Annotated in this window: 22 protein-coding genes; 16 read left to right on the top strand and 6 right to left on the bottom strand. The window is 72.1% G+C overall.

Features of this window, described 5'->3' with window-relative positions; translation table 11 throughout:
- Positions 1–8 precede the first annotated feature (8 nt).
- From A4V12_RS06655 to A4V12_RS06625, 7 genes are all read left to right on the top strand, one after another.
- The gene (locus A4V12_RS06655) at positions 9–1,043 is read left to right on the top strand and encodes an ABC transporter ATP-binding protein (protein ID WP_064068283.1); all 1,035 of its coding nucleotides are present in this window, start codon (positions 9–11) and stop codon (positions 1,041–1,043) included.
- Positions 1,036–2,184: an ABC transporter ATP-binding protein gene (locus tag A4V12_RS06650; protein WP_064068282.1), complete on the top strand. Its 1,149-nt coding sequence runs from the start codon at positions 1,036–1,038 to the stop codon at positions 2,182–2,184. The genes A4V12_RS06655 and A4V12_RS06650 overlap by 8 nt, the downstream gene beginning before the upstream one ends.
- Positions 2,185–2,411: 227 nt before the next feature.
- Positions 2,412–4,037, top strand: a complete 1,626-nt coding sequence (locus tag A4V12_RS06645; RefSeq protein WP_064068281.1) for a peptide ABC transporter substrate-binding protein — start codon at positions 2,412–2,414, stop codon at positions 4,035–4,037.
- A 29-nt stretch (positions 4,038–4,066) separates the two neighbouring features.
- Positions 4,067–4,990, top strand: coding sequence for an ABC transporter permease (locus A4V12_RS06640; RefSeq protein WP_064068280.1), 924 nt, complete (start codon positions 4,067–4,069; stop codon positions 4,988–4,990).
- Positions 4,983–5,945, top strand: coding sequence for an ABC transporter permease (locus tag A4V12_RS06635; protein WP_064068279.1), 963 nt, complete (start codon positions 4,983–4,985; stop codon positions 5,943–5,945). The genes A4V12_RS06640 and A4V12_RS06635 overlap by 8 nt, the downstream gene beginning before the upstream one ends.
- Before the next feature lie 6 nt (positions 5,946–5,951).
- Positions 5,952–6,935 (top strand): ABC transporter ATP-binding protein, encoded by a 984-nt coding sequence (locus A4V12_RS06630; RefSeq protein WP_064068278.1) that lies wholly within the window; start codon positions 5,952–5,954, stop codon positions 6,933–6,935.
- Positions 6,919–7,962 carry an ABC transporter ATP-binding protein gene (locus tag A4V12_RS06625; RefSeq protein WP_064068277.1) on the top strand — a complete coding sequence of 348 codons (1,044 nt, stop codon included), beginning with the start codon at positions 6,919–6,921 and terminating at the stop codon, positions 7,960–7,962. The genes A4V12_RS06630 and A4V12_RS06625 overlap by 17 nt, the downstream gene beginning before the upstream one ends.
- A gap of 230 nt (positions 7,963–8,192) precedes the next feature.
- Here the strand turns inward: A4V12_RS06625 and A4V12_RS06620 are convergent, their stop codons facing one another.
- On the bottom strand, positions 8,193–10,319 hold the full coding sequence (locus tag A4V12_RS06620; RefSeq protein WP_064068276.1) for a S9 family peptidase: 2,127 nt from the start codon (positions 10,317–10,319) through the stop codon (positions 8,193–8,195).
- Positions 10,320–10,476: 157 nt separating this feature from the next.
- On the opposite strand from A4V12_RS06620, the gene A4V12_RS06615 reads away from it, so the two are divergent.
- From A4V12_RS06615 to A4V12_RS06595, 5 genes are all read left to right on the top strand, one after another.
- Positions 10,477–10,671, top strand: a complete 195-nt coding sequence (locus A4V12_RS06615) for a DUF2304 family protein (protein WP_064068275.1) — start codon at positions 10,477–10,479, stop codon at positions 10,669–10,671.
- A 92-nt stretch (positions 10,672–10,763) separates the two neighbouring features.
- Entirely contained in the window at positions 10,764–11,648 is an 885-nt protein-coding gene (gene mshB / locus A4V12_RS06610; RefSeq protein WP_064068274.1) for an N-acetyl-1-D-myo-inositol-2-amino-2-deoxy-alpha-D-glucopyranoside deacetylase, read from the top strand.
- Positions 11,645–12,025, top strand: a complete 381-nt coding sequence (locus tag A4V12_RS06605; protein ID WP_064068273.1) for a DUF6113 family protein — start codon at positions 11,645–11,647, stop codon at positions 12,023–12,025. Before mshB ends, A4V12_RS06605 begins: the two co-directional genes overlap by 4 nt.
- Positions 12,026–12,167: 142 nt before the next feature.
- Positions 12,168–14,234 (top strand): hypothetical protein, encoded by a 2,067-nt coding sequence (locus tag A4V12_RS06600; protein WP_064068272.1) that lies wholly within the window; start codon positions 12,168–12,170, stop codon positions 14,232–14,234.
- A 167-nt stretch (positions 14,235–14,401) separates the two neighbouring features.
- Positions 14,402–15,073, top strand: a complete 672-nt coding sequence (locus A4V12_RS06595; protein WP_064068271.1) for a PepSY domain-containing protein — start codon at positions 14,402–14,404, stop codon at positions 15,071–15,073.
- A 54-nt stretch (positions 15,074–15,127) separates the two neighbouring features.
- Here A4V12_RS06595 and A4V12_RS06590 read toward each other — a convergent pair whose 3' ends face one another.
- Positions 15,128–15,952 (bottom strand): transglutaminase-like domain-containing protein, encoded by an 825-nt coding sequence (locus tag A4V12_RS06590; RefSeq protein WP_064068270.1) that lies wholly within the window; start codon positions 15,950–15,952, stop codon positions 15,128–15,130.
- Between the two features lie 5 nt (positions 15,953–15,957).
- A complete protein-coding gene (locus tag A4V12_RS06585; RefSeq protein ID WP_064068269.1) occupies positions 15,958–16,959 on the bottom strand; it encodes a GNAT family N-acetyltransferase in 1,002 nt (333 codons plus the stop codon).
- A 113-nt stretch (positions 16,960–17,072) separates the two neighbouring features.
- Between A4V12_RS06585 and fdxA the strand changes: the two genes are divergently transcribed.
- Entirely contained in the window at positions 17,073–17,393 is a 321-nt protein-coding gene (gene fdxA, locus A4V12_RS06580) for a ferredoxin (RefSeq protein ID WP_031078476.1), read from the top strand.
- Between the two features lie 83 nt (positions 17,394–17,476).
- Positions 17,477–18,574, top strand: a complete 1,098-nt coding sequence (locus tag A4V12_RS06575) for a bifunctional succinyldiaminopimelate transaminase/glutamate-prephenate aminotransferase (RefSeq protein WP_064068268.1) — start codon at positions 17,477–17,479, stop codon at positions 18,572–18,574.
- Between the two features lie 70 nt (positions 18,575–18,644).
- Here the strand turns inward: A4V12_RS06575 and A4V12_RS06570 are convergent, their stop codons facing one another.
- Together A4V12_RS06570 and A4V12_RS06565 are read right to left on the bottom strand one after the other, a co-directional pair.
- Positions 18,645–19,073: a hypothetical protein gene (locus tag A4V12_RS06570; protein WP_064068267.1), complete on the bottom strand. Its 429-nt coding sequence runs from the start codon at positions 19,071–19,073 to the stop codon at positions 18,645–18,647.
- A 368-nt stretch (positions 19,074–19,441) separates the two neighbouring features.
- Positions 19,442–20,458, bottom strand: a complete 1,017-nt coding sequence (locus A4V12_RS06565; protein ID WP_159028828.1) for a LuxR C-terminal-related transcriptional regulator — start codon at positions 20,456–20,458, stop codon at positions 19,442–19,444.
- Between the two features lie 596 nt (positions 20,459–21,054).
- On the opposite strand from A4V12_RS06565, the gene A4V12_RS06560 reads away from it, so the two are divergent.
- Positions 21,055–21,969: a MarR family transcriptional regulator gene (locus A4V12_RS06560; RefSeq protein WP_064068265.1), complete on the top strand. Its 915-nt coding sequence runs from the start codon at positions 21,055–21,057 to the stop codon at positions 21,967–21,969.
- Entirely contained in the window at positions 21,966–22,595 is a 630-nt protein-coding gene (purN, locus tag A4V12_RS06555) for a phosphoribosylglycinamide formyltransferase (protein ID WP_064068264.1), read from the top strand. Before A4V12_RS06560 ends, purN begins: the two co-directional genes overlap by 4 nt.
- Positions 22,596–22,654: 59 nt before the next feature.
- Here purN and purL read toward each other — a convergent pair whose 3' ends face one another.
- A complete protein-coding gene (purL, locus tag A4V12_RS06550) occupies positions 22,655–24,904 on the bottom strand; it encodes a phosphoribosylformylglycinamidine synthase subunit PurL (RefSeq protein WP_064068263.1) in 2,250 nt (749 codons plus the stop codon).
- Positions 24,905–24,998: the final 94 nt, after the last annotated feature.

The raw sequence follows: 24,998 nt of genomic DNA, 5'->3' as shown, positions 1-24,998 counted from the left end.
GGCGTACGTTGACCACCATCGACAAGAAGACGAGCGCGACGAGCGCTCCGCTCCTCGAAGTGCGCGACCTGCACGTCGAGTTCCACACCCGGGACGGCGTCGCCAAGGCCATCAACGGTGTGAGCTACAGCGTCGACGCCGGCGAGACCCTCGCCGTCCTCGGCGAGTCCGGCTCCGGCAAGTCGGTGACCGCCCAGGCGATCATGGGCATCCTCGACATGCCGCCCGGCCGCATCCCCAAGGGCGAGATCCTGTTCCACGGCGAGGACATGCTGAAGATGTCCGCCGAGGAGCGCCGCAAGATCCGCGGCCGCCGGATCGCGATGATCTTCCAGGACGCGCTCTCCGCGCTGAACCCGGTGCTGTCCGTCGGCTACCAGCTCGGCGAGATGTACCGGGTGCACCTGGGCCTGTCCCGCAAGGAGGCGAAGGCCAGGGCCATCGAGCTGATGGACCGGGTGAAGATCCCGGCCGCGGCGGCACGGGTGAACGACTACCCGCACCAGTTCTCCGGCGGTATGCGCCAGCGCATCATGATCGCCATGGCGATGGCGCTGGAGCCGGACCTGATCATCGCGGACGAGCCGACCACCGCGCTCGACGTGACCGTCCAGGCCCAGGTCATGGACCTGCTCGCGGAGCTCCAGCGCGAGGAGAACATGGGTCTGATCCTCATCACCCACGACCTCGGTGTGGTCGCGGACGTCGCCGACAAGATCGCGGTGATGTACGCGGGCCGGATCGTCGAGCAGTCGCCCATCCACGACCTGTACAAGCGCCCGGCGCACCCGTACACCCGTGGTCTGCTCGACTCCATCCCGCGCCTGGACCAGAAGGGCCAGGAGCTGTACGCGATCAAGGGCCTGCCGCCCAACCTGATGAAGATCCCCACGGGCTGCGCCTTCAACCCGCGCTGCCCCAAGGCGACCGACATCTGCCGTACGGAGGTCCCGGCCCTGGTGTCGGTGACCGAGCAGGACGGCGGCGAGCTGCCCGGCCGCGGCAGCGCGTGCCACTTCTGGAAGGAGACGATCCATGGCTGAGCTCAGGAAAGAGGACGAGGCCGTGGACGCGACCCCGAACGTCACCGAGGTGGAGACGGTCGAGGCGGCCACCGAGACCGCGGCCGTCGCCGCGATCGAGGCCCCGGTGGAGCGCGGCGAGCCGATCCTGCAGGTGCGCGGCCTGGTCAAGCACTTCCCGCTGACCCAGGGCATCCTGTTCAAGAAGCAGGTCGGCGCGGTCAAGGCCGTGGACGGGGTCTCCTTCGACCTGTACCAGGGCGAGACGCTCGGCATCGTCGGCGAGTCCGGCTGTGGCAAGTCCACGGTCGCCAAGCTGCTGATGATGCTGGAGACGGCGACCGCGGGCGAGATCTTCTACAAGGGCCAGGACATCACCAAGCTGTCCGGCCGCGCGCTGAAGGCGGTCCGCCGGAACATCCAGATGGTGTTCCAGGACCCGTACACCTCGCTCAACCCGCGGATGACGGTCGGCGACATCATCGGCGAGCCCTTCGACATCCACCCCGAGGTGGCGCCCAAGGGCGACCGGCGCCGCAAGGTGCAGGAACTGCTCGACGTGGTCGGTCTCAACCCCGAGTACATCAACCGCTACCCGCACCAGTTCTCCGGCGGTCAGCGCCAGCGCATCGGCATCGCCCGCGGCCTGGCGCTCAACCCGGAGATCATCATCTGCGACGAGCCGGTCTCGGCGCTGGACGTCTCGGTGCAGGCGCAGGTCGTCAACCTGATGGAGAAGCTCCAGGACGAGTTCAACCTCTCCTACCTCTTCATCGCGCACGACCTGTCGATCGTCCGGCACATCTCCGACCGCGTCGGTGTGATGTACCTGGGCAAGATGGCGGAGATCGGCACCGACGTGCAGATCTACGACCACCCGACGCACCCCTACACCCAGGCGCTGCTGTCGGCCGTCCCGGTGCCCGACCCCGAGGCCCGCGAGGGCCGGGAGCGGATCATCCTCACCGGTGACGTCCCCTCGCCGGCGAACCCGCCGTCCGGCTGCCGCTTCCGCACCCGGTGCTGGAAGGCGCAGGACAAGTGCGCCACCGAGGTGCCGCTGCTGGCGATCCCGGAGCGCTTCCAGGGCTCCGACTCCCCGGCGGCGCACGAGTCGGCGTGCCACTTCGCCGAGGAGAAGGACGTCGTCCACGCGGCGTGACGCGTCCGTACGCACGAAAGAGGTGCCCCGGCCGAAAACGGCCGGGGCACCTTTGCGTATCCCCGCCCCCGGGCCGGGAGCCGTGGGCGGGCCGGGGGCGGGGTCGCGCATGCGGGTGGTGCGGTGCACGGACGGGTGGGTACAGCGTGCACCGGTGCACCTTATGCGGTGGTATGTGGGCCTGGGCCGTAACGGCCCGACCGCGCCGACGACCACGGGAGGCACCCATGCGCCGAGCCACCAGGCACGCCAAGTGGGCCGTCTGCGCCACGGCCGTCGCCCTCGTGGCGACCGCCTGCGGTGGTGGCGGCGACGCGGCCGGCGGCGCCGACGGCATCCTCACCTCCTCCTGGGGCGACCCCCAGAACCCCATCGAGCCGGCCAACACCAACGAGGTCCAGGGCGGCAAGGTCCTCGACATGATCTTCCGGGGCCTGAAGAGGTACGACCCGAAGACCGGCGAGGCCCGCGACACGGTCGCCGAGAAGATCGAGACGACCGACTCGCAGAACTTCACCATCACCCTCAGGTCCGGCTGGAAGTTCAGCAACGGCGAACCGGTCACCGCCAAGTCCTTCACCGACGCCTGGAACTACGGCGCCCACGTCGACAACAAGCAGGCCAACGCGCCCTTCTTCAGCGACATCGTCGGCTACGAGGACGTCCACCCCGCCTCCGGGCCCGCCAAGGCGAAGACCATGCGCGGCCTGGTCGTGAAGGACGACCGCACCTTCACCGTCGCCCTGAAGGAGAAGTTCTCCACCTGGCCCGAGACCCTCGGCTACCAGGCCTTCGTCCCCCTGCCCCGGGTGTTCTTCACCGACCACGACGCCTGGCTCGCCAAGCCCATCGGCAACGGCCCCTACACGGTCGAGTCGTACACCCGGGGCAGCGGCATGAAGCTGCGCCGGTGGGACGGCTACACCGGCGAGGACAAGGCCCGCAACGGCGGCGTGGACCTCATCGTCTACACCGACAACAACACCGCCTACACCGACCTGATCGCCGGGAACCTCGACCTCGTCGACGACGTACCCGCGCAGCAGCTCAAGAACGTGCGGAACGACCTCGGCGACCGCTACATCAACCAGCCCGCCCTCATCATCCAGACGCTGGTCTTCCCGCTCTACCGCCCGGAGTGGAACAAGGCCGGGACGGAGAAGGTCCGCCGGGGCCTGTCCATGGCGATCAACCGCGAGGAGATCACCAAGCAGATCTTCCAGGGCACCCGCACCCCCGCCAAGGACTGGACCTCACCCGCCCTCGGCGCCGACGGCGGCTACAAGGACATCTGCGGCGACGCCTGCACCTACGACCCCGCCGAGGCCAAGCGGCTCATCGAGGAGGGCGGCGGCCTGCCCGGCGGCAAGGTCACCCTGACCTCGAACGTCGACACCGGTTCCCACCGCGCCTGGATGGACGCCGTCTGCAACAGCGTCAACAACGCGCTCGGCCGGGGCGCCGTCTGCACCGTCAACCCCATCGGCACCTTCGCCGACTTCCGCAACCAGCAGACCACCTACAAGTTCACCGGCCCGTTCCGCTCCGGCTGGCAGGCCGACTACCCGCTGATCCAGAACTTCCTGGAGCCGCTCTACTACACCGGCGGGTCCTCCAACTACGGCAAGTTCAGCAACAAGGAGTTCGACGCCCTCGTCGACAAGGCCAACCGCGAGGCCGACGAGGCGACGGCCGTGAAGGACTTCCAGGCCGCCGAGCAGATCCTCGCCGAACAGATGCCGGCCGTCCCGCTCTGGTACCAGAACGGCAGCGCCGGCTACTCCGAACGGCTCTCCGACGTCGCCCTCAACCAGTTCAGCGTCCCGGTCTACGACCGGATCACGGTCGGCTGACCCCCGCCACCTCCACCACGGGAGCCCCCATGGGACGCTACGTGATCCGGCGGCTGCTCCAGATGGTCCCGGTGTTCATCGGCAGCACGTTCCTCATCTTCTTCATGGTGTACGCGCTCGGCGACCCCGTCGCGGCCCTCTTCGGCGACAAGGCGCCCGACCCGGCCACCGCCGCCCGCATCCGCGAGGACCTCCACCTCGACGAGCCGCTGTGGAAGCAGTACCTGCTCTACATGGGCGCCATCTTCCAGGGCGACTTCGGCACCGCGTTCAACGGCCAGCCGGTCACCGAGCTGATGGCGTCGGCCTTCCCCGTCACCCTCCGCCTCACCCTGGTCGCCATCGTCATCGAGATCGTCGTCGGCATCACGCTGGGCGTCGTCAGCGGCCTGAAGCGCGGCCGCCCCCTCGACACCGGGCTGCTCGTCCTCACGCTCGTCGTCATCTCCGTCCCCACCTTCGTCTCCGGCTACCTCCTGCAGTTCCTCTTCGGCGTCAAATGGGGCTGGGTGCGGCCCTCGGTCTCCTCCGAGGCCCGCCTCGACGAGCTGATCCTCCCGGGCGTCGTCCTCGCTCTCGTCTCCCTCGCCTACGTCACCCGCCTCAGCCGCACCTCCATCGCCGAGAACGTCCGCGCCGACTACGTCCGCACCGCCGTCGCCAAAGGACTGCCACGCCACCGGGTCATCACCCGCCACCTCCTGCGCAACTCCCTCATCCCCGTCGTCACCTTCATCGGAGCCGACATCGGCGCCCTGATGGGCGGCGCCATCGTCACCGAGCGGATCTTCAACATCCACGGCGTCGGCTACCAGCTCTACCAGGGCATCCTCCGCAACAACGCCCCCACCGTCGTCGGCTTCGTGACGATCCTGGTGATCGTCTTCCTGGTGGCGAACCTGCTCGTCGACCTGCTGTACGCGGTCCTGGACCCGAGGATCCGCTATGCCTGAGCCCGACCCGTACCAGAACCCGAAGGAGGCCGTCGCCCCGACCGGCGCGGGCGGCGCCATGGACCTGGCCATGAGCGAGGCCGAGACCCTGGAGCGCGACGGCACCGGCCGCCCGCGCAGCCTGTGGTCCGACGCCTGGCACCAGCTGCGCCGCAACCCCGTCTTCCTGGTCTCCGCGCTGCTCATCGTCTTCCTCGTCCTCATCGCCATCTGGCCGCAGATCCTCACCAGCGCCGACCCCCTGCGCTGCGACCTCTCCAAGTCGCAGCAGGGCTCGGCCCCCGGGCATCCCTTCGGCTACGACACCCAGGGCTGCGACGTGTACACCCGGACCGTGTACGGGGCGCGGGCGTCCATCACCGTCGGCGTCTGCGCCACCCTCGGCGCCGCGCTCCTCGGCAGCCTGCTGGGCGGGCTCGCAGGGTTCTTCGGCGGCTGGTGGGACGGGGTGCTCTCGCGGGTCGCGGACGTGTTCTTCGGCATCCCCGTCGTCCTGGGCGGCCTGGTCTTCCTGTCCGTCGTCACCAGCTCCACCGTCTGGCCCGTGGTCGGCTTCATCGTGCTGCTCGGCTGGCCGCAGATCGCCCGCATCGCCCGGGGCTCGGTCATCACCGCCAAAGAGCACGACTACGTCCAGGCCGCCCGGGCCCTCGGCGCCGGCGGCGGGCGGATGCTCCTGCGCCACGTGGGGCCCAACGCCGTCGCCCCCGTCATCGTCGTGGCGACGATCGCCCTGGGCACGTACATCGCGCTGGAGGCCACCCTGTCGTTCCTGGGCGTAGGGCTGCGGCCGCCCACCGTCTCGTGGGGCATCGACATCTCCAACGCCGCCCCGCAGATCCGCAACGCGCCGCACATGCTGCTGTGGCCGGCCGGCGCCCTGAGCATCACGGTCCTCGCGTTCATCATGCTCGGCGACGCGGTGCGCGACGCCCTCGACCCCAAGCTGCGGTAGGCGACCATGCTGCTGGAAGTGCGCGATCTGTACGTGGAGTTCCGTACCCGGGACGGGGTGGCCAAGGCCGTCAACGGCGTGTCGTACTCCGTCGACGCGGGCGAGACGCTCGCCGTGCTCGGCGAGTCGGGCTCCGGCAAGTCGGTCACCGCCCAGGCGGTCATGGGCATCCTCGACACACCGCCCGGCCGCGTCAGCGGCGGCGAGGTCCTCTTCCGCGGCCGGGACCTGCTGGCGCTCAAGGAGGACGCCCGGCGCACGGTGCGCGGCGCCGAAATGGCGATGATCTTCCAGGACGCGCTGTCCGCCCTGAACCCCGTGCTCACCGTGGGCGACCAGCTCGGCGAGATGTTCGTCGTCCACCGGGGCATGTCGAAGAAGGCCGCCCGCGCCAGGGCCGTGGAGCTGATGGACCGGGTCCGCATCCCCGCCGCGGCGGAACGCGTCGGCCAGTACCCGCACCAGTTCTCCGGAGGCATGCGCCAGCGCATCATGATCGCCATGGCGATGGCCCTGGAACCCGCCCTCATCATCGCCGACGAACCGACGACCGCCCTCGACGTCACCGTCCAGGCCCAGGTCATGGAACTCCTCGCCGAACTGCGGCGGGAACTCGGCATGGGCCTGATCCTCATCACCCATGACCTCGGCGTCGTCGCCGACGTCGCCGACCGGATCGCCGTGATGTACGCCGGGCGGATCGTCGAGACCGCCCCCGTCCACGACATCTACAAGGCACCCGCCCACCCCTACACCAGGGGCCTGCTCGACTCCATCCCGCGCCTCGACCACAAGGGCCGGGAGCTGTACGCGATCAAGGGCCTCCCGCCCAACCTCACCGCCATCCCGCCGGGCTGCCCCTTCCACCCGCGCTGCCCGCGCGCCCGGGACGTGTGCCGGACCGACCTGCCCCCGCTGTACCGGGTCTCGCAGGACCGGCGCAGCGCCTGCCACTTCTGGGAGGAGACGGTCGATGCCTCCTCTGCTTGAGGTCCGCGAGCTGGTCAAGCACTACCCCCTCACGCGCGGCGTCCTGTTCCGCAAGCAGATCGGCGCGGTGAAGGCGGTCGACGGGGTGTCGTTCGCCCTCCGCCCGGGGGAGACCCTCGGCATCGTCGGCGAGTCCGGCTGCGGCAAGTCCACGGTCGCCAAGATGCTCGTCAGCCTGGAGCGGCCCACCGCGGGTCGGATCCTCTACAAGGGCGAGGACATCACCCGGCTGTCGGGGCGCGCGCTGAAGGCGGTGCGGCGCAACATCCAGATGGTGTTCCAGGACCCGTACACCTCGCTCAACCCGCGGATGACGGTCGGCGACATCGTCGGCGAGCCGTACGAGATCCACCCCGAGGTGGCGCCCAAGGGCGACCGGCGCCGCAAGGTGCAGGAACTGCTCGACGTGGTGGGGCTGAACCCCGAGTACATCAACCGCTACCCGCACCAGTTCTCCGGCGGTCAGCGCCAGCGCATCGGCATCGCCCGCGGCCTCGCCCTCCGGCCGGAGGTGATCGTGGCCGACGAGCCGGTCTCCGCCCTCGACGTCTCGGTGCAGGCGCAGGTCGTCAACCTGATGGAGAAGCTCCAGGGCGAGTTCGGCCTCGCCTACGTCTTCATCGCGCACGACCTGTCGATCGTCCGGCACATCTCCGACCGCGTCGGTGTGATGTACCTCGGGCGGGTCGTCGAGACGGGGACGGACACCGAGATCTACGACCACCCCACGCACCCCTACACCCAGGCGCTGCTGTCGGCCGTCCCCGTGCCCGACCCGGAGGTCCGGGAGCAGCGGGAGAGGATCCTCCTCACCGGCGACGTGCCATCGCCCACCAGCGTGCCGTCCGGCTGCCGCTTCCGCACCCGCTGCTGGAAGGCGCGTGAGCGGTGCGCCTTGGAGGTGCCGCTGCTGGCCGTCCCGGCCGCGTTCCGCGACACGCACACCCCGGCGCGGCACGACTCGGCCTGCCACTTCGCCGAGGAGAGGCGCGTCGTCCCGGGCGACACCCGGGGGCAAATGGGCTGATCCGCCCTCAATCCCGTTAACACCGGCGCAACTTGCGCGACCCCGTTCCGATATACGGACGCGTCAGGCTGGACAGCGTACGGCCGTGCGGGTGCCGTGGACCGGCCGGGGCGCGCGATGCCGCCCCGGCCGGTCGCCGTCCCGCGCGAGCCTCCCCCGGGCCTCCCGGACCCCCGGGCCCCGTGGCCTCCTCGTGCGGACGTCCGCGCCCCGCCCCGCCGGCGCCCGGCCTACGCCGTCCCGAGCGACCGCTTCAGGAAGTCCACCTGGAGCAGCAGCAGGTTCTCGGCCACCTGCTCCTGGGGCGTCATGTGCGTCACGCCCGTCAGCGGCAGCACCTCGTGCGGCCGGCCCGCCGCCAGCAGCGCCGACGACAGCCGCAGGGTGTGGGCCGCCACCACGTTGTCGTCCGCCAGCCCGTGGACCAGCATCAACGGGCGGGCCGGGTTCTCCGGCGCCGACAGACCGTCGTCCGTGATCAGCGAGTTCGCGGCGTACACCTCCGGCGCCTCCTGCGGCAGCCCCAGGTACCGCTCCATGTAGTGCGTGTCGTACAGCCGCAGGTCGGACATCGGCGCGCCCGCCACCGCCGCGTGGAACACGTCCGGCCGCCGCAGCACGGCCATCGCCGCCAGGTACCCGCCGAACGACCAGCCCCGCATCGCCACCCGGCCCAGGTCCAGCGGGAACCGGTCCGCCAGCCCGTGCAGCGCCTCGATCTGGTCGTCCAGCGCCAGCGTCAACCGGTTCTTGACCGCCTTCTCCCAGCCCGGCGAACGCCCCGGAGCGCCCCGCCCGTCCGCCACGATCACCGCGAAGCCCTGCTCGGCGAACCACTGCGAGGTCAGGTGCGGATTGTGCGCCGCCACCACCCGCTGCCCGTGCGGACCGCCGTACGGGTCCAGCAGCACCGGCAGCGGCCCGTCGCCCTCCTCGTACCCGCGCGGCAGCAGCACCGCGCACGGGATGCGGTGCGGGCCCGCCTCGGTGAGCGTCAGGCGCGGCGAGAGCACCGGCCGCTCGGCGTACGACGCCACCTCCGCCACCGGCTTGCCCTCCCGCAGCACCCGCACGGTCGTCCCCGGCTCGTCCGGGCGCGCCGACGCCAGCACGGTCACCGCCCCGGACCGGACGGCCGAATGGACGCCGGGCCCCTCCGAGACGCGCTCCACGCCCAGTTCGTTGACCCGGTACACATGGATCTCGCCGATCTCCGCCGCCGCGGCCTCCTCGCCCGCGGACGCCGCCACCAGCACGTCGTTCCCGCCCACGTCCAGCACGCCGCGCAGGTGGAGCTGCGCACCCGTCAGCGTCCGGTCGCCGACCGCCAGCACCCGCGCCCCGCCCTCGTCGGCGATCCGCACCAGCCGCCCGTCCGGGGCCCAGGCCGGCACCCCACCGAGCAGTTCCAGCCAATCCGGATCCTCGTCGACGTGGACGGTCCGGGTCGCTCCCGTCCCGGTGTCCACCGCCAGGTACGCCTGCGTGCGCTGGTCGCGCGCCTGCACGAGCAGCAGCGGCGCCCCACCGGAGGACCAGTGGACCCGCGCCAGGTACGGGTAGCGCCTACGGTCCCACTCGACCTCCGTACGCGTTCCGTCCAGACCGAGCAGACACAGCGACACCTCCGCGTCCGGCGTCCCCGCCGCCGGGTACGCCACCTTCACCGGCTCCCGGTCCGGGTGCGCCGGATCGGCGATCCACCAGCGCCGTACGGGACTGTCGTCCGCCCGCGCGACCAGCAGCCGGTCCGACTCCGGCGCCCACCAGAAGCCGCGCGAACGACCCATCTCCTCGGCCGCGACGAACTCCGCCAGCCCGTACGTGACCTGCTCGTTCTCCGGCTCGGCCAGCGCCCGGTCGCCCTCGCCCCCGGCGCCCGTCACCCGCAGGGCACCCCCGCCGACGTACGCCACGTACCGCCCGTCCGGCGACGGCCGCGGGTCGATCACCGGACCCGGGACCCGCAGCTCACGCGCCGTCCCCGCCCGCAGCTCCGCCACGAACAGCCGCCCCGACAGCGCGAAGGCCGCCAACTCGACGGCCCCGTCCACCGCGTACCCCACGATGCCGCCCGCGCCCTCCCGGCTGCGCTCGCGGCGTGCCCGCTCCTCGGGCGACAACTCCTCGTCCGCGCCGCCCAGCAGCTCCACCGGGTCCGCGGCCACGCGCTCCCGGGCACCGTCGTCCAGGTCGAGCACCCACAGCCGGTTCGCTCTGTCGGTACCCGAGGGGGAGCGGAGGAACACCACCCGGGATCCGTCGGGCGAGACGGTGAACGCCCGGGGAACACCGAGGGTGTAGCGCTGGGTCCGTGCGTACTGGCGGGGGAATGAGAGCTGTTGCCTGGAGGTCATACGACCGAAACTAGCGGTCGTGCGCCCCCATGTGCTGCCGTGCACCGATCGATGCGTGGGAACGGATAGTTATGATCCGTAGCGCCGGGTGGGTATGTACTCTCCGGCACGTGCGCCCTGCCCGGTCCGGAACGAACACGTATGGAGGTGAACCGCCGTGGCACTCTCGATTTCGGCGGTGGTGCTGCTGGCGATCGTCGTCTTCCTGCTGATCCGGAAGTCCGGCCTGAAGGCCGGCCACGCGGTCGTCTGCATGCTGCTCGGCTTCTACCTGGCGAGTTCCTCCATCGCCCCGACCATCAGTGAGCTGACGACCAATGTCGCGGGCATGATCGGCGGCCTCAAGTTCTAGATGGTGCCGCCGGAGCCCCGTCCCGCCGCCGGCGCCCGGCACGCACGCTCACCGTCGGCGGGTTCGCCGATGCGGCCTCTTAGAGTGTCCGTATGACGGAACTCCCCGCCCGTCGTCTGCTCCTGGTGCACGCGCACCCCGACGACGAGTCGATCAACAACGGCACCACCATGGCCAAGTACGCGGCCGAGGGTGCCCGGGTCACCCTGGTGACCTGCACACGCGGCGAGGAGGGCGAGGTCATCCCGCCCGCCCTCGCCCACCTGGCACCCGACCGGGAGGACCGGCTCGGCCCCCATCGCGCCGGTGAACTGGCCGCCGCGATGAAGGAGCTGGGCGTCATCGACCACCGCTTCCTCGGCGGCCCCGGCCGGTTCCGCGACTCCGGGATGATGGGCGCCGAGCAGAACCACCGCGACGGCGCCTTCTGGAACGCGGACGTGGACGAGGCCGCCGCGTACCTCGTCGAGATCGTCCGGGCCGTCCGGCCGCAGGTCCTGGTGACCTACGACCCGGACGGCGGGTACGGACACCCCGACCACATCCAGGCCCACCGCGTCGCGATGCGCGCCGCCGACCTCGCCGCCGAGCCGCACTTCCGGCCCGGCCTCGGCCGCCCGCACACGATCGACAAGATCTACTGGAACCGGGTGCCGCGCTCGGTCGCCGAGGAGGGCTTCGCCCGGCTGCGGGCGGCGGGGGTCTTCCCCCGCACCGCCGACGTCGGCGACGTGCCCGGCGTCGTCGACGACACCCTCGTCACCGCCGAGATCGGCGGGGCGGACCACGCCCGACGGAAGGTGGCCGCCATGCGCGCCCACGCCACGCAGATCGCCGTGGAGGGCGACTACTTCGCGCTCTCCAACGACCTGGGCCAGCCCATCCTCGCCACCGAGTACTACCAGTTGGTACGGGGAGTCGGCGGCGCCCCGGCCGGCCGGCGCGAGGACGACCTGTTCGCCGGGGTGACGTCATGAGCGGCGGTGCGAAGGCCGGGCGGATCGCCGCGTACGCCGGACTGGTCGTGCTCGGCGCCGTGGTCGGGGTCGCCGGCGCGCTGGTCCACGGGGCCTTCTTCCCGGGCGGGTTGCTGCTGGCGCTGGCGGCCTGTGCGGGTCTCTTCTACGGCGGGCTGCGCGCGACCGGCACGCAGACCGGCGTGATGGCGCCGGGCGCCGGCTGGCTGCTCGCCGTGGTGCTGCTGAGCCTCGGCCGCCCGGAGGGCGACCAGGTCTTCTGGGGCGGCCTCGCCGAGCTGGTGTACGTCATCGGCGGCATGGTGGTCGCTGTGATGTGCGCCACGATCCCGCGGGTTCCCCATCATGGCGACCGATCCGGGGCACTTGGGGCGTGACGTGCCCTGACTTGGGGCGGAATGACCGTTCGGCTTGCCCTGGTCGGGGGATACCCGGCGGCGGTGGCCAGTATGGTGGTGCGCGCCGCCGAGCGCCCGCACGTGTAAGAGCGGGCGGCGGAGCCAACCGGGAGAACCTGCTTTGAGTCGTGAAACTGACAGTTCGTCCTCCGGCCCGCAGGGGCGCGGCGGAGCCGCGTACCCCTCGGGTACACCGCCGTACGGATCGCGCCAGTATCCGTCGCTGCACCCGACGCAGGACGCACCGGAGGAGGGCACCGGAGCCGCCGCCGCGGAGCCGGACGAGCCCAGGACCGAGACCACGCTGACCACCCGCATCCGGATCAACATCCCCGGCTCGCGGCCGATCCCGCCGGTCGTCATGCGCAAGCCGGTGAGCGAGAGCGACGCGGCCGCCGCCGGAGCCGCTCCGGCTCCCCGGCCCACCGCCGAGCGGCCGCCCGCGGCCGCGCCGCCGGAGCCGGTGGAGGAGCCGCAGGCGGAGGAGAAGCCCGCCAGCGACTGGTTCGCCCCCCGCAAGCCCCCGGCGTCCGCCCCCGCGCCCGCGCAGGACCGGCAGTCCGCCCCGGCGCCCGGGTCCTCGCCGGAGCAGCAGCCCGCGCAGCCGTCCGCGGGCGGCGTTCCGCACCCCTCCGCGGCCCCGAACGGCGTGCAGGCCCGCGGCGGCGCGCAGACGCCCGGCGGCATGCAGAACCCGAACGGACCCCAGGGCCCGAACGGTCCGCAGGCGCCGGACGCGCCGCGCCCGCACAGCTCCCTCGCGGACCTGGCGGCCGACGCGCCGCCGCCCGGCGGCCCCGCGCGCCCGGGCGGCGCGCACCCGAACGGTCCGACCACCGGCCCGGTGACCGGCACCATGAGCCCGGTCCCCGGCGGCACCGGACAGGGCCGGGCGCCGTGGATGTCCGACGACACCGCCGTACTGACCCCGCAGCAGCCCGCGCCCGGACCGGGGTTCGAGCCCGGCTACGAGACGGACTACGAGCCGCCCTACGAGCAGGGCCCGCCGGCCGGCGGCCACGTCTCCGGCGACACGCTCACCAGCGGCATCCCCGTGGTGCCGCCGGAGCACCGCTCTCCCTCGCCGTTCCCCGTCTCGGGCCCGGCGCAGGTGGCCTCCGACCCGGCCCCCGGGCCGTACGACGATGTCTTCGACGGCCCGGAGCCCGCGGCCGCCCCCGCGCCGCCCGCCCCGGCCCCCGCGCCGTCGCCCGCCCCCGCGGCCGCCCGCCCGCAGAAGAAGGGCCGCTCCAAGGTGGTCCTCCTCGGCGTGGCGGCGGTCGCCCTGCTGGTCGTCGCGTACGGCGCCGGTCTGCTCCTCAACCACTCCGACGTGCCGAAGGGCACCACGGTCCTCGGCGTCGACATCGGCGGCGGGACCAAGGAGCAGGCGGTGCAGAAGCTGGAGACCGCCTTCGGCGAGTGGGCGACCGCCCCGCTCCAGCTCAGCGTGGGCGGCAAGAAGGAGGAGCTGTCCCCGGAGAAGGCCGGACTGTCCCTGGACGCTCAGGAGACCGTGCGGGCCGCCGCGGGCGCCGACTACAACCCGGTCTCCGTGATCGGGTCCCTCTTCGGCGGCGAGCGGGTCGCCCAGCCGGTCATCCTGGTCGACGAGGAGAAGCTGAGCGTCGCCCTGACCGACCTGGCGGGCACGTCCGGCTCGGTCACCGAGGGAACGATCCGGTTCGAGCCCGACAAGGCGGTCGCCGTGCCGGGCAAGGCCGGCAAGGCCCTGGACGTGCAGCGTTCGATGATCTCGGTGCGGGACGCCTACCGCGCCCAGGTCGAGACGGGCCGGACGAACCCGGTCGAACTGCCCGTCGTCGCCAAGGAGCCGACCATCACCCAGGCCGAACTGGACCGGGCGATGAAGGAGTTCGCCGAGCCGGCGATGTCCGCACGGGTGACGATCAGGGCGGGTGGCAAGGAGATCCAGTTCGGGCCCTCCAGGTCGCTGCCGCAGATCCTCTCCATGAAGCCGATCAACGGCCGTCTGGTGGAGGTCTACGACAAGCAGGCGATCGAGAAGCTCCTCGACGGGGTCTTCGAAGGCGTCTTGATCACCAAGGGCGACGGCAAGCAGCACGAGGTCTCCGCCGACGACGTGGCCCACGCGATGCAGAAGGCCCTGCTCGGCAAGACCCCGGCCGAACGCACCGAGACGATCGAGCTCGACCCCCAGGGCTGACCCACCGGGCCATGGTCGGCCCGCCCCGGCGCCGGCCGGCCCCCCGGGCCCGCGCCCCGCGCGGCCCCCGCCCCGCCGAGAAAGGCCCCCGCCCCTCCCGGGCGGGGGGCCTTTCGGGTGAGTCCGGCCCGGCATGCGCGGGCGCCGCGGGGGTTACCGGTGCGGACATGACCCGACAGTTCCGCCTCCGCGGTCTGCCCGCCGCCGTCGCCGTGTGCGCCGCCGCCGCGACGGCCCCGCTCCTCACCGGTTGCGGGAACGCGGACGAACCGCGCGTCACCGCCGCCGCGCCCTCCGCGCCCGGCACCGCCACCGCCACCGCGCCGCCCCGCCGCACCACCCGCGACCAGGCCGAACGCAAGGCCCTGATCCAGGCCACCGAGATCCCGTGGGACAAGGCGGCCGGGACGGCGGTCGCCGGCGTACGGGACGGGAGACTCACCGAGATCGAACTGCGGTGGGCGCGCCCCACCGTCGCCAGCCCCGGTGCCGGCCCCCGCACCCCCGAGTGGGACACCGCCGTGGCCGCCCCGGACGGCACCCTCCACACCGTGCGCGTCGACGCCGTCTCCGGCCAGGTGACCGAGTCGCGCGTCGACCCCGGCCAGGACCAGGACGACAAGCGGGAACTCACCGCCCGCCTCGCCGCCGCCACGGTCACCCCGCGGCAGGCCGCCGACACGGCCACCGGCCGGACGAAGGGCACCGTCACGGCCCTCCAGCCGGACGACGCCGTGTGGTCCGTGGACGTGGTCACCACCGGCGACTGGAACAAGACGACGTACGACGTCGACGCGAGGACCGGCAAGGTCGTACGCCGGCACGTGGACCGCGACTGACCCCGCAGGAGCCGACCGCCCGCGCCGGCGCCCGCCGGCCCCGGGCGGCCGGCGTCAGTTCAGACGCGCGCGGGCCGCCCGGGCGCGGTGGCGCACCGACTCCGCCACGGCCGGTTCGACGGGCGCCACCACCTCGGCGTACGCGTCCATCTCCGCCGCGCCGGTCAGGAAGTCGCCCCGCTGGACCAGCAGCTGCGCACGCTCGTAGCGCAGCCGGGCGGGGTGCGCGGGCATCAGCAGCGACAGCTCGACCGCCCACAGGGCGACGTCCGAGCGCTCGGGGCGCACCGAGGCCCAGGCGCGGATGTTGTTGAGGATCCGCTGCACGATCTGCAACGGGTCCGCGGGCGTCAGCATCGACGGGTGCAGACGCTCACCCGTCGCCCCCGCCACCAGCAGCTCCGCGTCCGCCCCGGTCAGCGCCCGGCCGCCGGCGAACGGGTCCGCCAGCACCCCCTCCCCGGGATCGCCGAAGCCGACCACGAAGTGCCCGGGCAGCGCCACCCCGTACACCGGGGCGCCCGCCCGCCGCGCCACCTCGATCCAGACGACGGACAGCAGGATGGGCAGACCCCGGCGCCGCCGCAGCACCTCGTGCAGCAGCGACGAGTCCAGCCGCTGGTAGTCGCCCGGCGTGCCGTGGAAGCCGCACCGCTCACCGAGGAGCCCGGCGAGCGCGGTGACCCACGAGCGGGGGCCGCGCAGCCCGTACGGCAGCAGCCCGGCCAGCCGGTCCAGTTCGATCTCGGCGGCGTCCATCCCGGCCTGGCCCAGCGCCGGGTCCGCCTCCGCGCCCACCAGCAGGCAGAGCGCCGCGAGGTCGGGCCGTTCCTCGCGGGCCTCCTCGGCGAACCGGCGGCGCCACTCGGTGGTGTGCATACGCCTCACGTACCCGCTTCGGGAGATCGGAAGTGGTGGTAGAGGTGGTGGACCGCGAAGCCCAGCCCCTCGTACAGCGCGAGGGCGGCCCGGTTGTCGGTCTCCACCTGGAGCCAGGCCGCGGACGCGCCCTCCTCCAGCGCCCGCCGGGCGAGCGCCGCCATCACGGCGGTGCCGAGGCCGCGCCGCCGCTGCTCCGGATCCACCTCGACCGCCATGAAACCGGCCCACCGCCCGTCGACCACGCACCGCCCGACGGCGGCGGGCACACCGCCCGCACCGGGCACCGAGGCGAACCACACCGACGGGCCGCCGTTCAGGACGCCCAGGACGTGGGGGCCGGGGACGCCCGACCGGTTGTAGCGGCGCAGCCACGCCTCGTCGACCGACCTCGACAGCCGTACGTCACCGGGCTCCAGGTCACCGACGGGGGCCAGGCCCCCGACGCGTACCTCCGCCGTGACCTCACGGCGCCAGCCCCGCTCCTCCAGCGCCGCGCACAGCGGCTCCTGGGTGCCCTCCGCGCCGGTCGCCACCTGGACGTACGGGGGCAGGCCCCGCTCCTCGTACCAGGCACGCGCGCGGGCCAGGGCGTCGTCGAGCGGCATGCCCGGGTCGCCGAGCGGGAGCACCGAGTTGGCCCGGCGCGTGAAGCCCGAGGCCGCCCGCAGGGTCCACTCCCCGAGCGGTTCGGCCTCCACCGGCGGCCAGGCCCGGGCGGTCACCCTCGCGAGTTCCTCGAACCCGGCCGCGGGGCCCCTGCGGCGGGCGGGCGCGGGAGGCACGACCTTGCCCGCGACCAGCGACGATTCCGCGATGCGGACGGTTTCGCCGGTCCGTCGTGTGATCAGCAGCACACCGCCGGTCCATGATGTGAGAACACCGACCGTGTCGGTGAACGTCTCCGGCCGTGCTCCGGTGTCGCTCAACCGGCGGACGGAGACTCGTTTACCCACGTCAGAGGGGTCGATCCGGACCTCCAGCCGTCCGCCCGCAGTGAATTCCACAGCTGTGTCCGCCCCTCCTGTTCGGTTCCGTCCCGAGAACGGAGATACTAGGTGCGGGCATCGACGACGCCGCGCTCCCGCGCACACAGCCCTACCGAGGAGGAACGACCAGCGTGACCTACGTCATCGCGCAGCCTTGTGTCGACGTCAAAGACAAGGCATGCATCGAGGAGTGCCCCGTCGACTGCATCTACGAGGGCCAGCGGTCCTTGTACATCCACCCGGACGAATGCGTCGACTGCGGTGCTTGTGAGCCGGTCTGCCCGGTCGAGGCGATCTTCTACGAGGACGACACTCCTGAGGAGTGGAAGGACTACTACAAGGCGAACGTCGAGTTCTTCGACGACCTCGGCTCGCCCGGTGGCGCCTCGAAGCTGGGCCTGATCGAGCGCGACCACCCGTTCATCGCCGCCCTGCCGCCGCAGAACGGCTGATAGCGCATCCTCGGTCCCGTACGGCCCCCGCCGCTGTACGGGACCGACGCGTATCACCCCTGACGCAGAAGAAAGCGAGCACCGTGTCCTCCCCCGTCTCCTCACGCCTCCCCGTCTTCCCGTGGGACAGGCTCGAGCCGTACAAGAAGACGGCCATGGCCCACCCGGACGGCATCGTGGACCTGTCCGTCGGCACCCCGGTGGACCCCGTTCCCGAGGTGGTCCGGCGGGCGCTGGTGGCCGCGGCGGACTCGCCGGGCTATCCGACGGTGTGGGGGACCCCCGAGCTGCGGGACGCGCTCACCGGCTGGTGCGAGCGGCGCCTCGGCGCGCGCGGCGTCGCGCACACCAACGTCCTGCCGGTCGTCGGCTCCAAGGAGCTGGTGGCCTGGCTGCCGACCCAGCTGGGCCTGGGCGCCGGCGACACGGTGGCGTACCCGCGGCTCGCCTACCCGACGTACGAGGTCGGCGCCCGGCTGTGCGGCGCGACCCCCGTCGTCTACGACGACCCGACGGAGCTGGACCCGGCCGGGCTGAAGCTGCTGTGGCTGAACTCGCCGTCCAACCCGACCGGCAAGGTCGTCCCCAAGGACGAGCTGATCCGGATCGTCGCCTGGGCGCGCGAGCACGGCGTCCTGGTCTTCAGCGACGAGTGCTACCTGGAGCTCGGCTGGGAGGCCGACCCCGTCTCCGTCCTGCACCCCGACGTGTGCGGCGGGTCGTACGAGGGGATCGTCGCCGTCCACTCGCTGTCCAAGCGCTCCAACCTGGCCGGCTACCGTGCCGCCTTCATCGCGGGTGACGCGGACGTCCTCGGCGAGCTGCTGCGCATCCGCAAGCACGGCGGGATGATGACGCCCGCGCCGGTGCAGGCGGCGACGGTCGCGGCGCTCGGCGACGACGCGCACGTGGCCGAGCAGCGCGCCCGCTACGCGGCCCGGCGCGGTGCGCTGCGCACGGCGCTGGAGGCGCACGGCTTCCGGATCGAGCACAGCGAGGCCAGCCTCTACCTGTGGGCGACCCGCGACGAGCCCTGCTGGGACACCGTCGCCCACCTGGCGTCCCTGGGCATCCTGGCCGCTCCCGGTGACTTCTACGGCGCGGCGGGCGAGCGGTTCGTCCGGGTGGCGTTCACGGCCACCGACGAGCGGGTCGAGGCCGCGGTCAAGCGGCTGGGCTGAGGGCCGGGCCACGCATGCCGAAGGGCCCGGGGAGGGTGACTCCCCGGGCCCTTCGCGCTGCCGCGGGCGGTTACGCGCCCAGCGCCGGGAGGGTCCGCACCGGCAGGTCCGCCGGTACGCCGCCGGCGAGCGCCTCGGTGGGTGCGGCGCCCGCGGCGCCGGTCACCAGCCCGCCGGCGGCGCCGGCCGCGTCACCGGCGGCCTTCTCGGCGGCGGGGGTCGCGGTGCCGCTCGCCCCGGCGACGGCCTCGCCGGCGGCGGGCACGGCCTGCCGCACCGCCTTGCCGCCGGCCTCGCGGACCGTGCCGGTCGTGCTGGTGGTGGCGCCGCTGACGGTCTCGGTCGCCGAGGCGGTGTCGAGGCTGCTCACGCCGCCCAGCTCGGGGGCTTTGGGGAGGTCCACGGCGCTTGCGGAGCCGGCCGCACCGACCACGGGAGCTGCGCCTGCTGCGACCAGCAGCGCGGCACGGGCGATCCGGCGGGTCAGGGGGAGGGACATGGTGCTCCTTCGACGGGGGAGGTCGTTCGACGGTGGTGCCTGTCCGACGATCGGACGCTGTGACAACCGCTCCGGGGGCGGGAGAGGTTGCGGAGGGCCCGCGTAAAGAGTTGGTAATGCGTCGCATAATCGGCTCCGCCTCAACCAGGGCAAAACGACAGTGCTGCGCAGAGGTGAAGAAGCGTCACTTCCCGGTGGCCGCAGGGAAAAGCGGCGGCGGGCGTGCGCCGGGGCGGGCGCGGCCGCCGGACAGGGCGGCGGACACCCCTCCCGGGTGAGGCACCGTACGTGCGCGCGATCGCCCGGCGGCCAGCGCTGCCACCCGGGTGCGGGTGGCCCGGCGGCGCGGGGGAGCGAGCCGGCGCGGGTCAGTCGGACGTGAAGGGCGACGCCGGTCTGTGCGGCGCGGTGCCGCCCTCCGCGCGGTCCTCCGCGCGGTCCTCCGCGCCGTCCTCCGCACCGTCCTCCGCGCCGCCCGAGGCGCTCCGGCGGGCGCGGCCCGGCGAGGGCTCCGGAGCGCCCGCGGGGGCGACGCCGTCGTCGAGGAGGCCGGAACCGGCGAGCAGGAAGCCCAGTTGGGCGCGACTGTTGCTGCCGAAGTGCTCGGCGACCTTGCGGATGTGGGACACCACGGTCCTGCGGCTGAGGCCGATCCTGCGGGCGATGCGCTCGTCCGTCTCGCCCTCGACAACGGCCCGCAGGATCGTCCGCTGGAGGTCGGTCATGAACGGGCTGTCCGGCCGCCGGGACGCCGACGGGTCGACCGGCGCGGCCTGCGCCCAGGAGCGCTCGAACATCACCCGGAGGTACCGGACCAGGTCCGGGTGGGTCGCGATCAGCATCGCGCGCCCCCCGTCCTCCGCGGACGGGAGGAACGCCACGTCCTCGTCGCAGATGATGAGTTGGTCGGACATCTCGGCGAGGGTGCGGACCTCGGCACCGTGCTCGAGGAGCTGCTCGACGTGCGTGAGGGTCGGCTTGTGGGTCCGTGCGGAGTGCTGGTACAGCGTGCGCTGGCGCACCCCCCGGGCGAGCAGCGGCAGGCTCAGCGCGAGGCCCCGCTGCAGCAGTTCGGCGGGCAGGCCGCCGCCGGGCTGGGCGACGAGGACCTCGGTGGCGCACCTGTGCGCGGCGGCCTCCAGCGCGTGGTGGATGGCGCGCTTGCCGTGCACGACGGTGAGGCTCTCCCTCGTACGGCCCCTGCCCTCGGAGTACACGGAGTCGTACGCCGCCACGGCGGCCCGGATCTCCGACGCCTCCCGCCGGAGCCGCGCCATCGCCTCCTCCAGGGGCCGGAGGGCCGCCTCGGCGGCGACGGGGGGCGGCACCGCGCGGGCCGGCCCGTCCTCCTCGCCGGACATGACGAGCAGTTGAAGTTTCCGCAAGCAATCCGGTATGGCATCAATAAAGATATCGCCTTCAACTACTGCTTGGCGATACAGGCCCTTCGCCCAATCGCAGGGAGCCTTTGGCTCGGCTTGGCCGCAATTGGGCGCCGATGCGCACCTCTGATGCCGCTTCACAGATGTGCAATGTAACATCAGGCAACCTATTCGGATGGCCCTTCGGCCGGGCGCTGAGTAAGGATCGAAGGCGAGGATCGCCGTGCGGGGGGACGGTGTCGTGCCTTGCCCTCGCCCGATCTGTGCACTCATTCGCTTCGGCAGGGTAGGTAGCACCATGCGCACGTTCCTTTCCCGCCGGACCCGGCGCCATGACGGCGGACCGGGGGCCGGAGGCCCTGCCCCGCGTCCGGGGTCGCCCGGGCCGCTCACGGCAGCGGCCGCGGTGCGCAGATCGCCGAACTGACAGATCCTCGAGGTCGCAACACCTGGTGTGCCGAGGGTGCTTCCTCGGCATGCGGATCGCATGCGGGTCACCGCTGAACACTGAAAAACGGGGGAGCGAAGTGGACGAAATCGTCCGACTTCAGGTAGGCGCACGTGTGGACATACCAGTATCCGTATCTATTGAGCCCGGTATGTCGGTTCTTTCCCTGCTGGCCGACACCTTCGGGGTGCCGCAGGGAGTGCCGGCGGGCTGGCGGAGGTCGCTGAGGGCGGCCTGCCCGGACCACCTGTCGGACGTGGCCGGGCCCCTCACCTCGACCGGCACCCTTCATGTTCCCCGCCTTCTCTGGATGAGCGGGGACGAGGGTGGCAGAAGCGTCCGTGAGGAGACCCAGAGAATTGCCGAGACGGCACCCGAGGTGCTGCTCGCCGATCTCGGCCGACTGTATGACGGAAAAGTACCGCCGGTATGGCGCAAAGTCATCGACAATCCGTCTCGATTTCTTATCGCCTACGCCGCTATGGCCCGCGCGGTATGGGCCTCCTTGGCCGAGCTGTGGCAGCGGAGTAAACCATTCCTCGAAAGGGAGGTCGGGCGGATCGGTGTGGCTTCCGTCACCGGGGCGATGGGCGCGGTTCTCGCCGACCTCAGCCCCCGCATCTCCTTCGCGGACGGCAATCTCGTGCTCCCGGCGAACGCGCCGCGGACACCCGCGACCCCGCTGCGCAGGATGACGCTCACGCCTCTCGTCTCCGGGACACGTGCGTGCGTCCATCGCGTCGACCCGGACGGGCACGCCCACATCGGGTACCCCCTCGCCGGTCTCGGCCGGCTGCTGCGGGGGAGCGCCGACCCGGAGGAGGCGTCGTCGGCCGATCCGCTGGCGCTGACGCTCGGCGAGCTGAGGGCGGTCATCCTCCGCAAGGGGACGCAGTCCGTCTCCATGGGGACGCTGGCCGACATGCTCCACTGCACCGCCGGCACGGTGACGTACCACTGCCGGCAGCTGGAACAGGCCGGTCTGCTCTCCCGGGAGCGGCAGGGACGGGAGGTGCGGATCTCCCGCACCCTCCGCGGGGACGCACTGGTGGACGCCCTGTCATGACACTCCGAGAGACATCGAGTGCCCGCCTGGTCGTCCTGGTGTCCGGCGGCGGTACGAACCTCCAGGCTCTTCTCGACGCGTCCGCCGCCGACCCGGCCGGCTTCGGGGCGACGGTCGTCGCCGTCGGGGCCGACCGGCCGGGCATCGCCGGTCTGGCACGGGCCGAACGGGCGGGGGTGCCGACCTTCGTGTGCCGGGTGGGCGACTTCGACTCCCGTGACGCGTGGGACGCGGCGCTCGCCGAGGCGGTCGCCGCGTACGAGCCGGACATCATCGTGTCGGCCGGCTTCATGAAGATCCTGGGCAAGCACTTCCTGGCCCGGTTCGGCGGCCGGGTCATCAACACCCACCCCGCCCTCCTGCCCTGCTTCCCGGGCGCCCACGGCGTCCGCGACGCACTGGAGTACGGCGTCAAGGTCACCGGGTGCACGGTGCACTTCGTGGACGACGGCGTCGACACCGGCCCGGTCATCGCCCAGGGCGTGGTCGAGGTCCGGGACGAGGACGACGAGTCCCGGCTGCACGAACGCATCAAGGAGGTCGAACGCACCCTGCTGGTCGACGTCGTGCGACGCATCGCCCGGCACGGCCACCGCCTGGTGGGGCGGAGGGTGCTGATCCCCTGACCGCCGTCCGAAGGCTGTGACCGTCCTCCCGCGGGAGACGGTCACAGCCTTCGGCTCGTTCATGCGAGCAGGCCGGGGATGGTTGCTTCGTGGGCGTGGCGGAGCTCGTCCAGGGGGATGGTGAACTGGCCCTGGATGTCGATGGTGTTGCCGTCGATGACGCCGATGCGGGTGGCGGGCAGGCCGCGGGCGCCGCACATGTCGGTGAAGCGGAGTTCCTCGCTGCGGGGGACGGCGACGACCGCGCGGCCGGCCGATTCGCTGAACAGGAAGGTGAAGGCGTCCAGCCCGTCCGGGACGATGAGGCGGGCGCCGTTGTTGCCGCGCAGGCAGGACTCGGTGACGGCCTGGATCAGTCCGCCGTCGGACAGGTCGTGGGCGGCGTCGATCATGCCGTCGCGGGAAGCGGCGATCAGGATCTCGCCGAGCAGCTTCTCCCGGTCCAGGTCCACCGCCGGCGGCAGGCCGCCGAGGTGACCGTGGACGACCTCGGACCATGCCGAGCCGCCGAACTCCTCACGCGTGTCGCCCAGCAGGTAAAGCAGCTGGCCCTCTTCCGCGAAGGCGATGGGGGTGCGGCGGTTGACGTCGTCGATCACACCGAGGACGGCGACGACCGGGGTGGGGTGGATCGCCACCTCACCGGTCTGGTTGTAGAGGGAGACGTTGCCGCCGGTGACCGGGGTGCCGAGCTTCTGGCAGCCGTCGGCGAGACCACGGGTGGCTTCGGCGAACTGCCACATCACCGCCGGGTCCTCGGGCGAGCCGAAGTTCAGACAGTCCGAGATCGCCAGCGGCTTCGCGCCGGAGGCGGCGACATTGCGGTACGACTCCGCCAGCGCCAACTGCGCACCGGTGTAGGGGTCGAGCTTCGCGTACCGGCCGTTGCCGTCGGTGGCGATCGCCACACCCAGATTCGTGTCGGCGTCGATCCGGATCATGCCCGAATCCTCGGGCTGCGCGAGCACCGTGTTGCCCTGCACGAACCGGTCGTACTGATCGGTGATCCACGCCTTCGACGCCTGATTCGGATGCGCCACCAGCTTCAGCACCTGCTCGCGCAGTTCCTCGGAGCTTTGCGGGCGGGGCAGCTTGTTCGCGTCGTCGGCCTGGAGCGCGTCCTGCCAGGCGGGGCGGGCGTAGGGGCGGTGGTAGGTGGGGCCCTCGTGGGCGACGGTGCCCGGGGGCACGTCCACGATCTGCTCGCCGTGCCAGAAGATCTCCAGCCGCTCGCCGTCGGTGACCTCACCGATGACGGTGGCGATGACGTCCCACTTCTCGCAGATCTCCATGAAACGGTCGACGTGCTGCGGCTCGACGATCGCGCACATCCGCTCCTGCGACTCGCTCATGAGGATCTCCTCCGGCGAGAGCGACGCATCACGCAGCGGCACCGTCTCCAGCTCCACCCGCATACCACCCGTACCCGCCGAAGCGAGCTCACTGGTCGCGCAGGACAGGCCCGCGCCACCCAGGTCCTGGATGCCCGCGACGAGCTTCTCCTTGAAGATCTCAAGGGTGCACTCGATCAGCAGCTTCTCCTGGAACGGGTCACCGACCTGCACCGCCGGCCGCTTGGTGGGCTTGGTGTCATCGAAGGTCTCCGAGGCCAGCACGGAAACACCGCCGATGCCGTCACCACCGGTGCGGGCGCCGTAGAGGATGACCTTGTTGCCCGGGCCGGACGCCTTGGCGAGGTGGATGTCCTCGTGCCGCATCACACCGATGCAGCCGGCGTTGACCAGCGGGTTGCCCTGGTAGCAGGAGTCGAAGACCACCTCGCCGCCGATGTTCGGCAGCCCCAGGCAGTTGCCGTAGCCGCCGATACCCGCGACCACACCCGGCAGGACACGCTTGGTGTCGGGATGGTCGGCCGCACCGAACCGCAGCGGGTCCACCACCGCGACCGGACGGGCACCCATGGCGAGGATGTCGCGGACGATGCCGCCCACACCGGTGGCCGCACCCTGGTACGGCTCGATGTAGGAAGGGTGGTTGTGCGACTCGACCTTGAAGGTCACCGCATACCCCTGACCCACATCCACCACACCGGCGTTCTCACCGATGCCGACGAGCAGCGCATCGTTCTCCGGCGCCTTCTCACCGAACTGCTTCAGGTGGACCTTGCTGCTCTTGTACGAGCAGTGCTCGGACCACATCACCGAGTACATCGCCAGCTCCGCCCCCGTGGGGCGCCGGCCCAGGATCTCCCGGATCCGCTCGTACTCGTCCTTCTTCAGACCGAGCTCGGCCCACGGCTGCTCGACATCAGGGGTCTCGGTCGCATGCTTGACGGTGTCGAGGGTCACGCTCGGTCGCTCCTTCGCGCGGGGTGGTGCTCTCGTCGCGGCGCCGGGCGCTCAGTCGCTCCCTCGGCCGTTCCGGTGTCGAGGCTCATCAGAT

Source organism: Streptomyces noursei, assembly GCF_001646665.1.
GTDB classification, from domain to species: domain Bacteria; phylum Actinomycetota; class Actinomycetes; order Streptomycetales; family Streptomycetaceae; genus Streptomyces; species Streptomyces lavendulocolor.
This window is presented reverse-complemented; position numbering and strand designations above follow the sequence as displayed.

What these genes read in the sequence shown, in the direction of transcription:
- A4V12_RS06650 (WP_064068282.1), top strand. Translation starts at nt 1,036, where the DNA reads ATGGCTGAGCTCAGGAAAGAGGACGAGGCCGTGGACGCGACCCCGAAC.
- A4V12_RS06645 (WP_064068281.1), top strand. Translation starts at nt 2,412, where the DNA reads ATGCGCCGAGCCACCAGGCACGCCAAGTGGGCCGTCTGCGCCACGGCC.
- A4V12_RS06640 (WP_064068280.1), top strand. Translation starts at nt 4,067, where the DNA reads ATGGGACGCTACGTGATCCGGCGGCTGCTCCAGATGGTCCCGGTGTTC.
- A4V12_RS06635 (WP_064068279.1), top strand. Translation starts at nt 4,983, where the DNA reads ATGCCTGAGCCCGACCCGTACCAGAACCCGAAGGAGGCCGTCGCCCCG.
- A4V12_RS06630 (WP_064068278.1), top strand. Translation starts at nt 5,952, where the DNA reads ATGCTGCTGGAAGTGCGCGATCTGTACGTGGAGTTCCGTACCCGGGAC.
- A4V12_RS06625 (WP_064068277.1), top strand. Translation starts at nt 6,919, where the DNA reads ATGCCTCCTCTGCTTGAGGTCCGCGAGCTGGTCAAGCACTACCCCCTC.
- A4V12_RS06620 (WP_064068276.1), bottom strand. Translation starts at nt 10,319, where the DNA reads ATGACCTCCAGGCAACAGCTCTCATTCCCCCGCCAGTACGCACGGACC.
- mshB (WP_064068274.1), top strand. Translation starts at nt 10,764, where the DNA reads ATGACGGAACTCCCCGCCCGTCGTCTGCTCCTGGTGCACGCGCACCCC.
- A4V12_RS06605 (WP_064068273.1), top strand. Translation starts at nt 11,645, where the DNA reads ATGAGCGGCGGTGCGAAGGCCGGGCGGATCGCCGCGTACGCCGGACTG.
- A4V12_RS06595 (WP_064068271.1), top strand. Translation starts at nt 14,402, where the DNA reads ATGACCCGACAGTTCCGCCTCCGCGGTCTGCCCGCCGCCGTCGCCGTG.
- A4V12_RS06590 (WP_064068270.1), bottom strand. Translation starts at nt 15,952, where the DNA reads ATGCACACCACCGAGTGGCGCCGCCGGTTCGCCGAGGAGGCCCGCGAG.
- A4V12_RS06570 (WP_064068267.1), bottom strand. Translation starts at nt 19,073, where the DNA reads ATGTCCCTCCCCCTGACCCGCCGGATCGCCCGTGCCGCGCTGCTGGTC.
- A4V12_RS06560 (WP_064068265.1), top strand. Translation starts at nt 21,055, where the DNA reads ATGTCGGTTCTTTCCCTGCTGGCCGACACCTTCGGGGTGCCGCAGGGA.
- purN (WP_064068264.1), top strand. Translation starts at nt 21,966, where the DNA reads ATGACACTCCGAGAGACATCGAGTGCCCGCCTGGTCGTCCTGGTGTCC.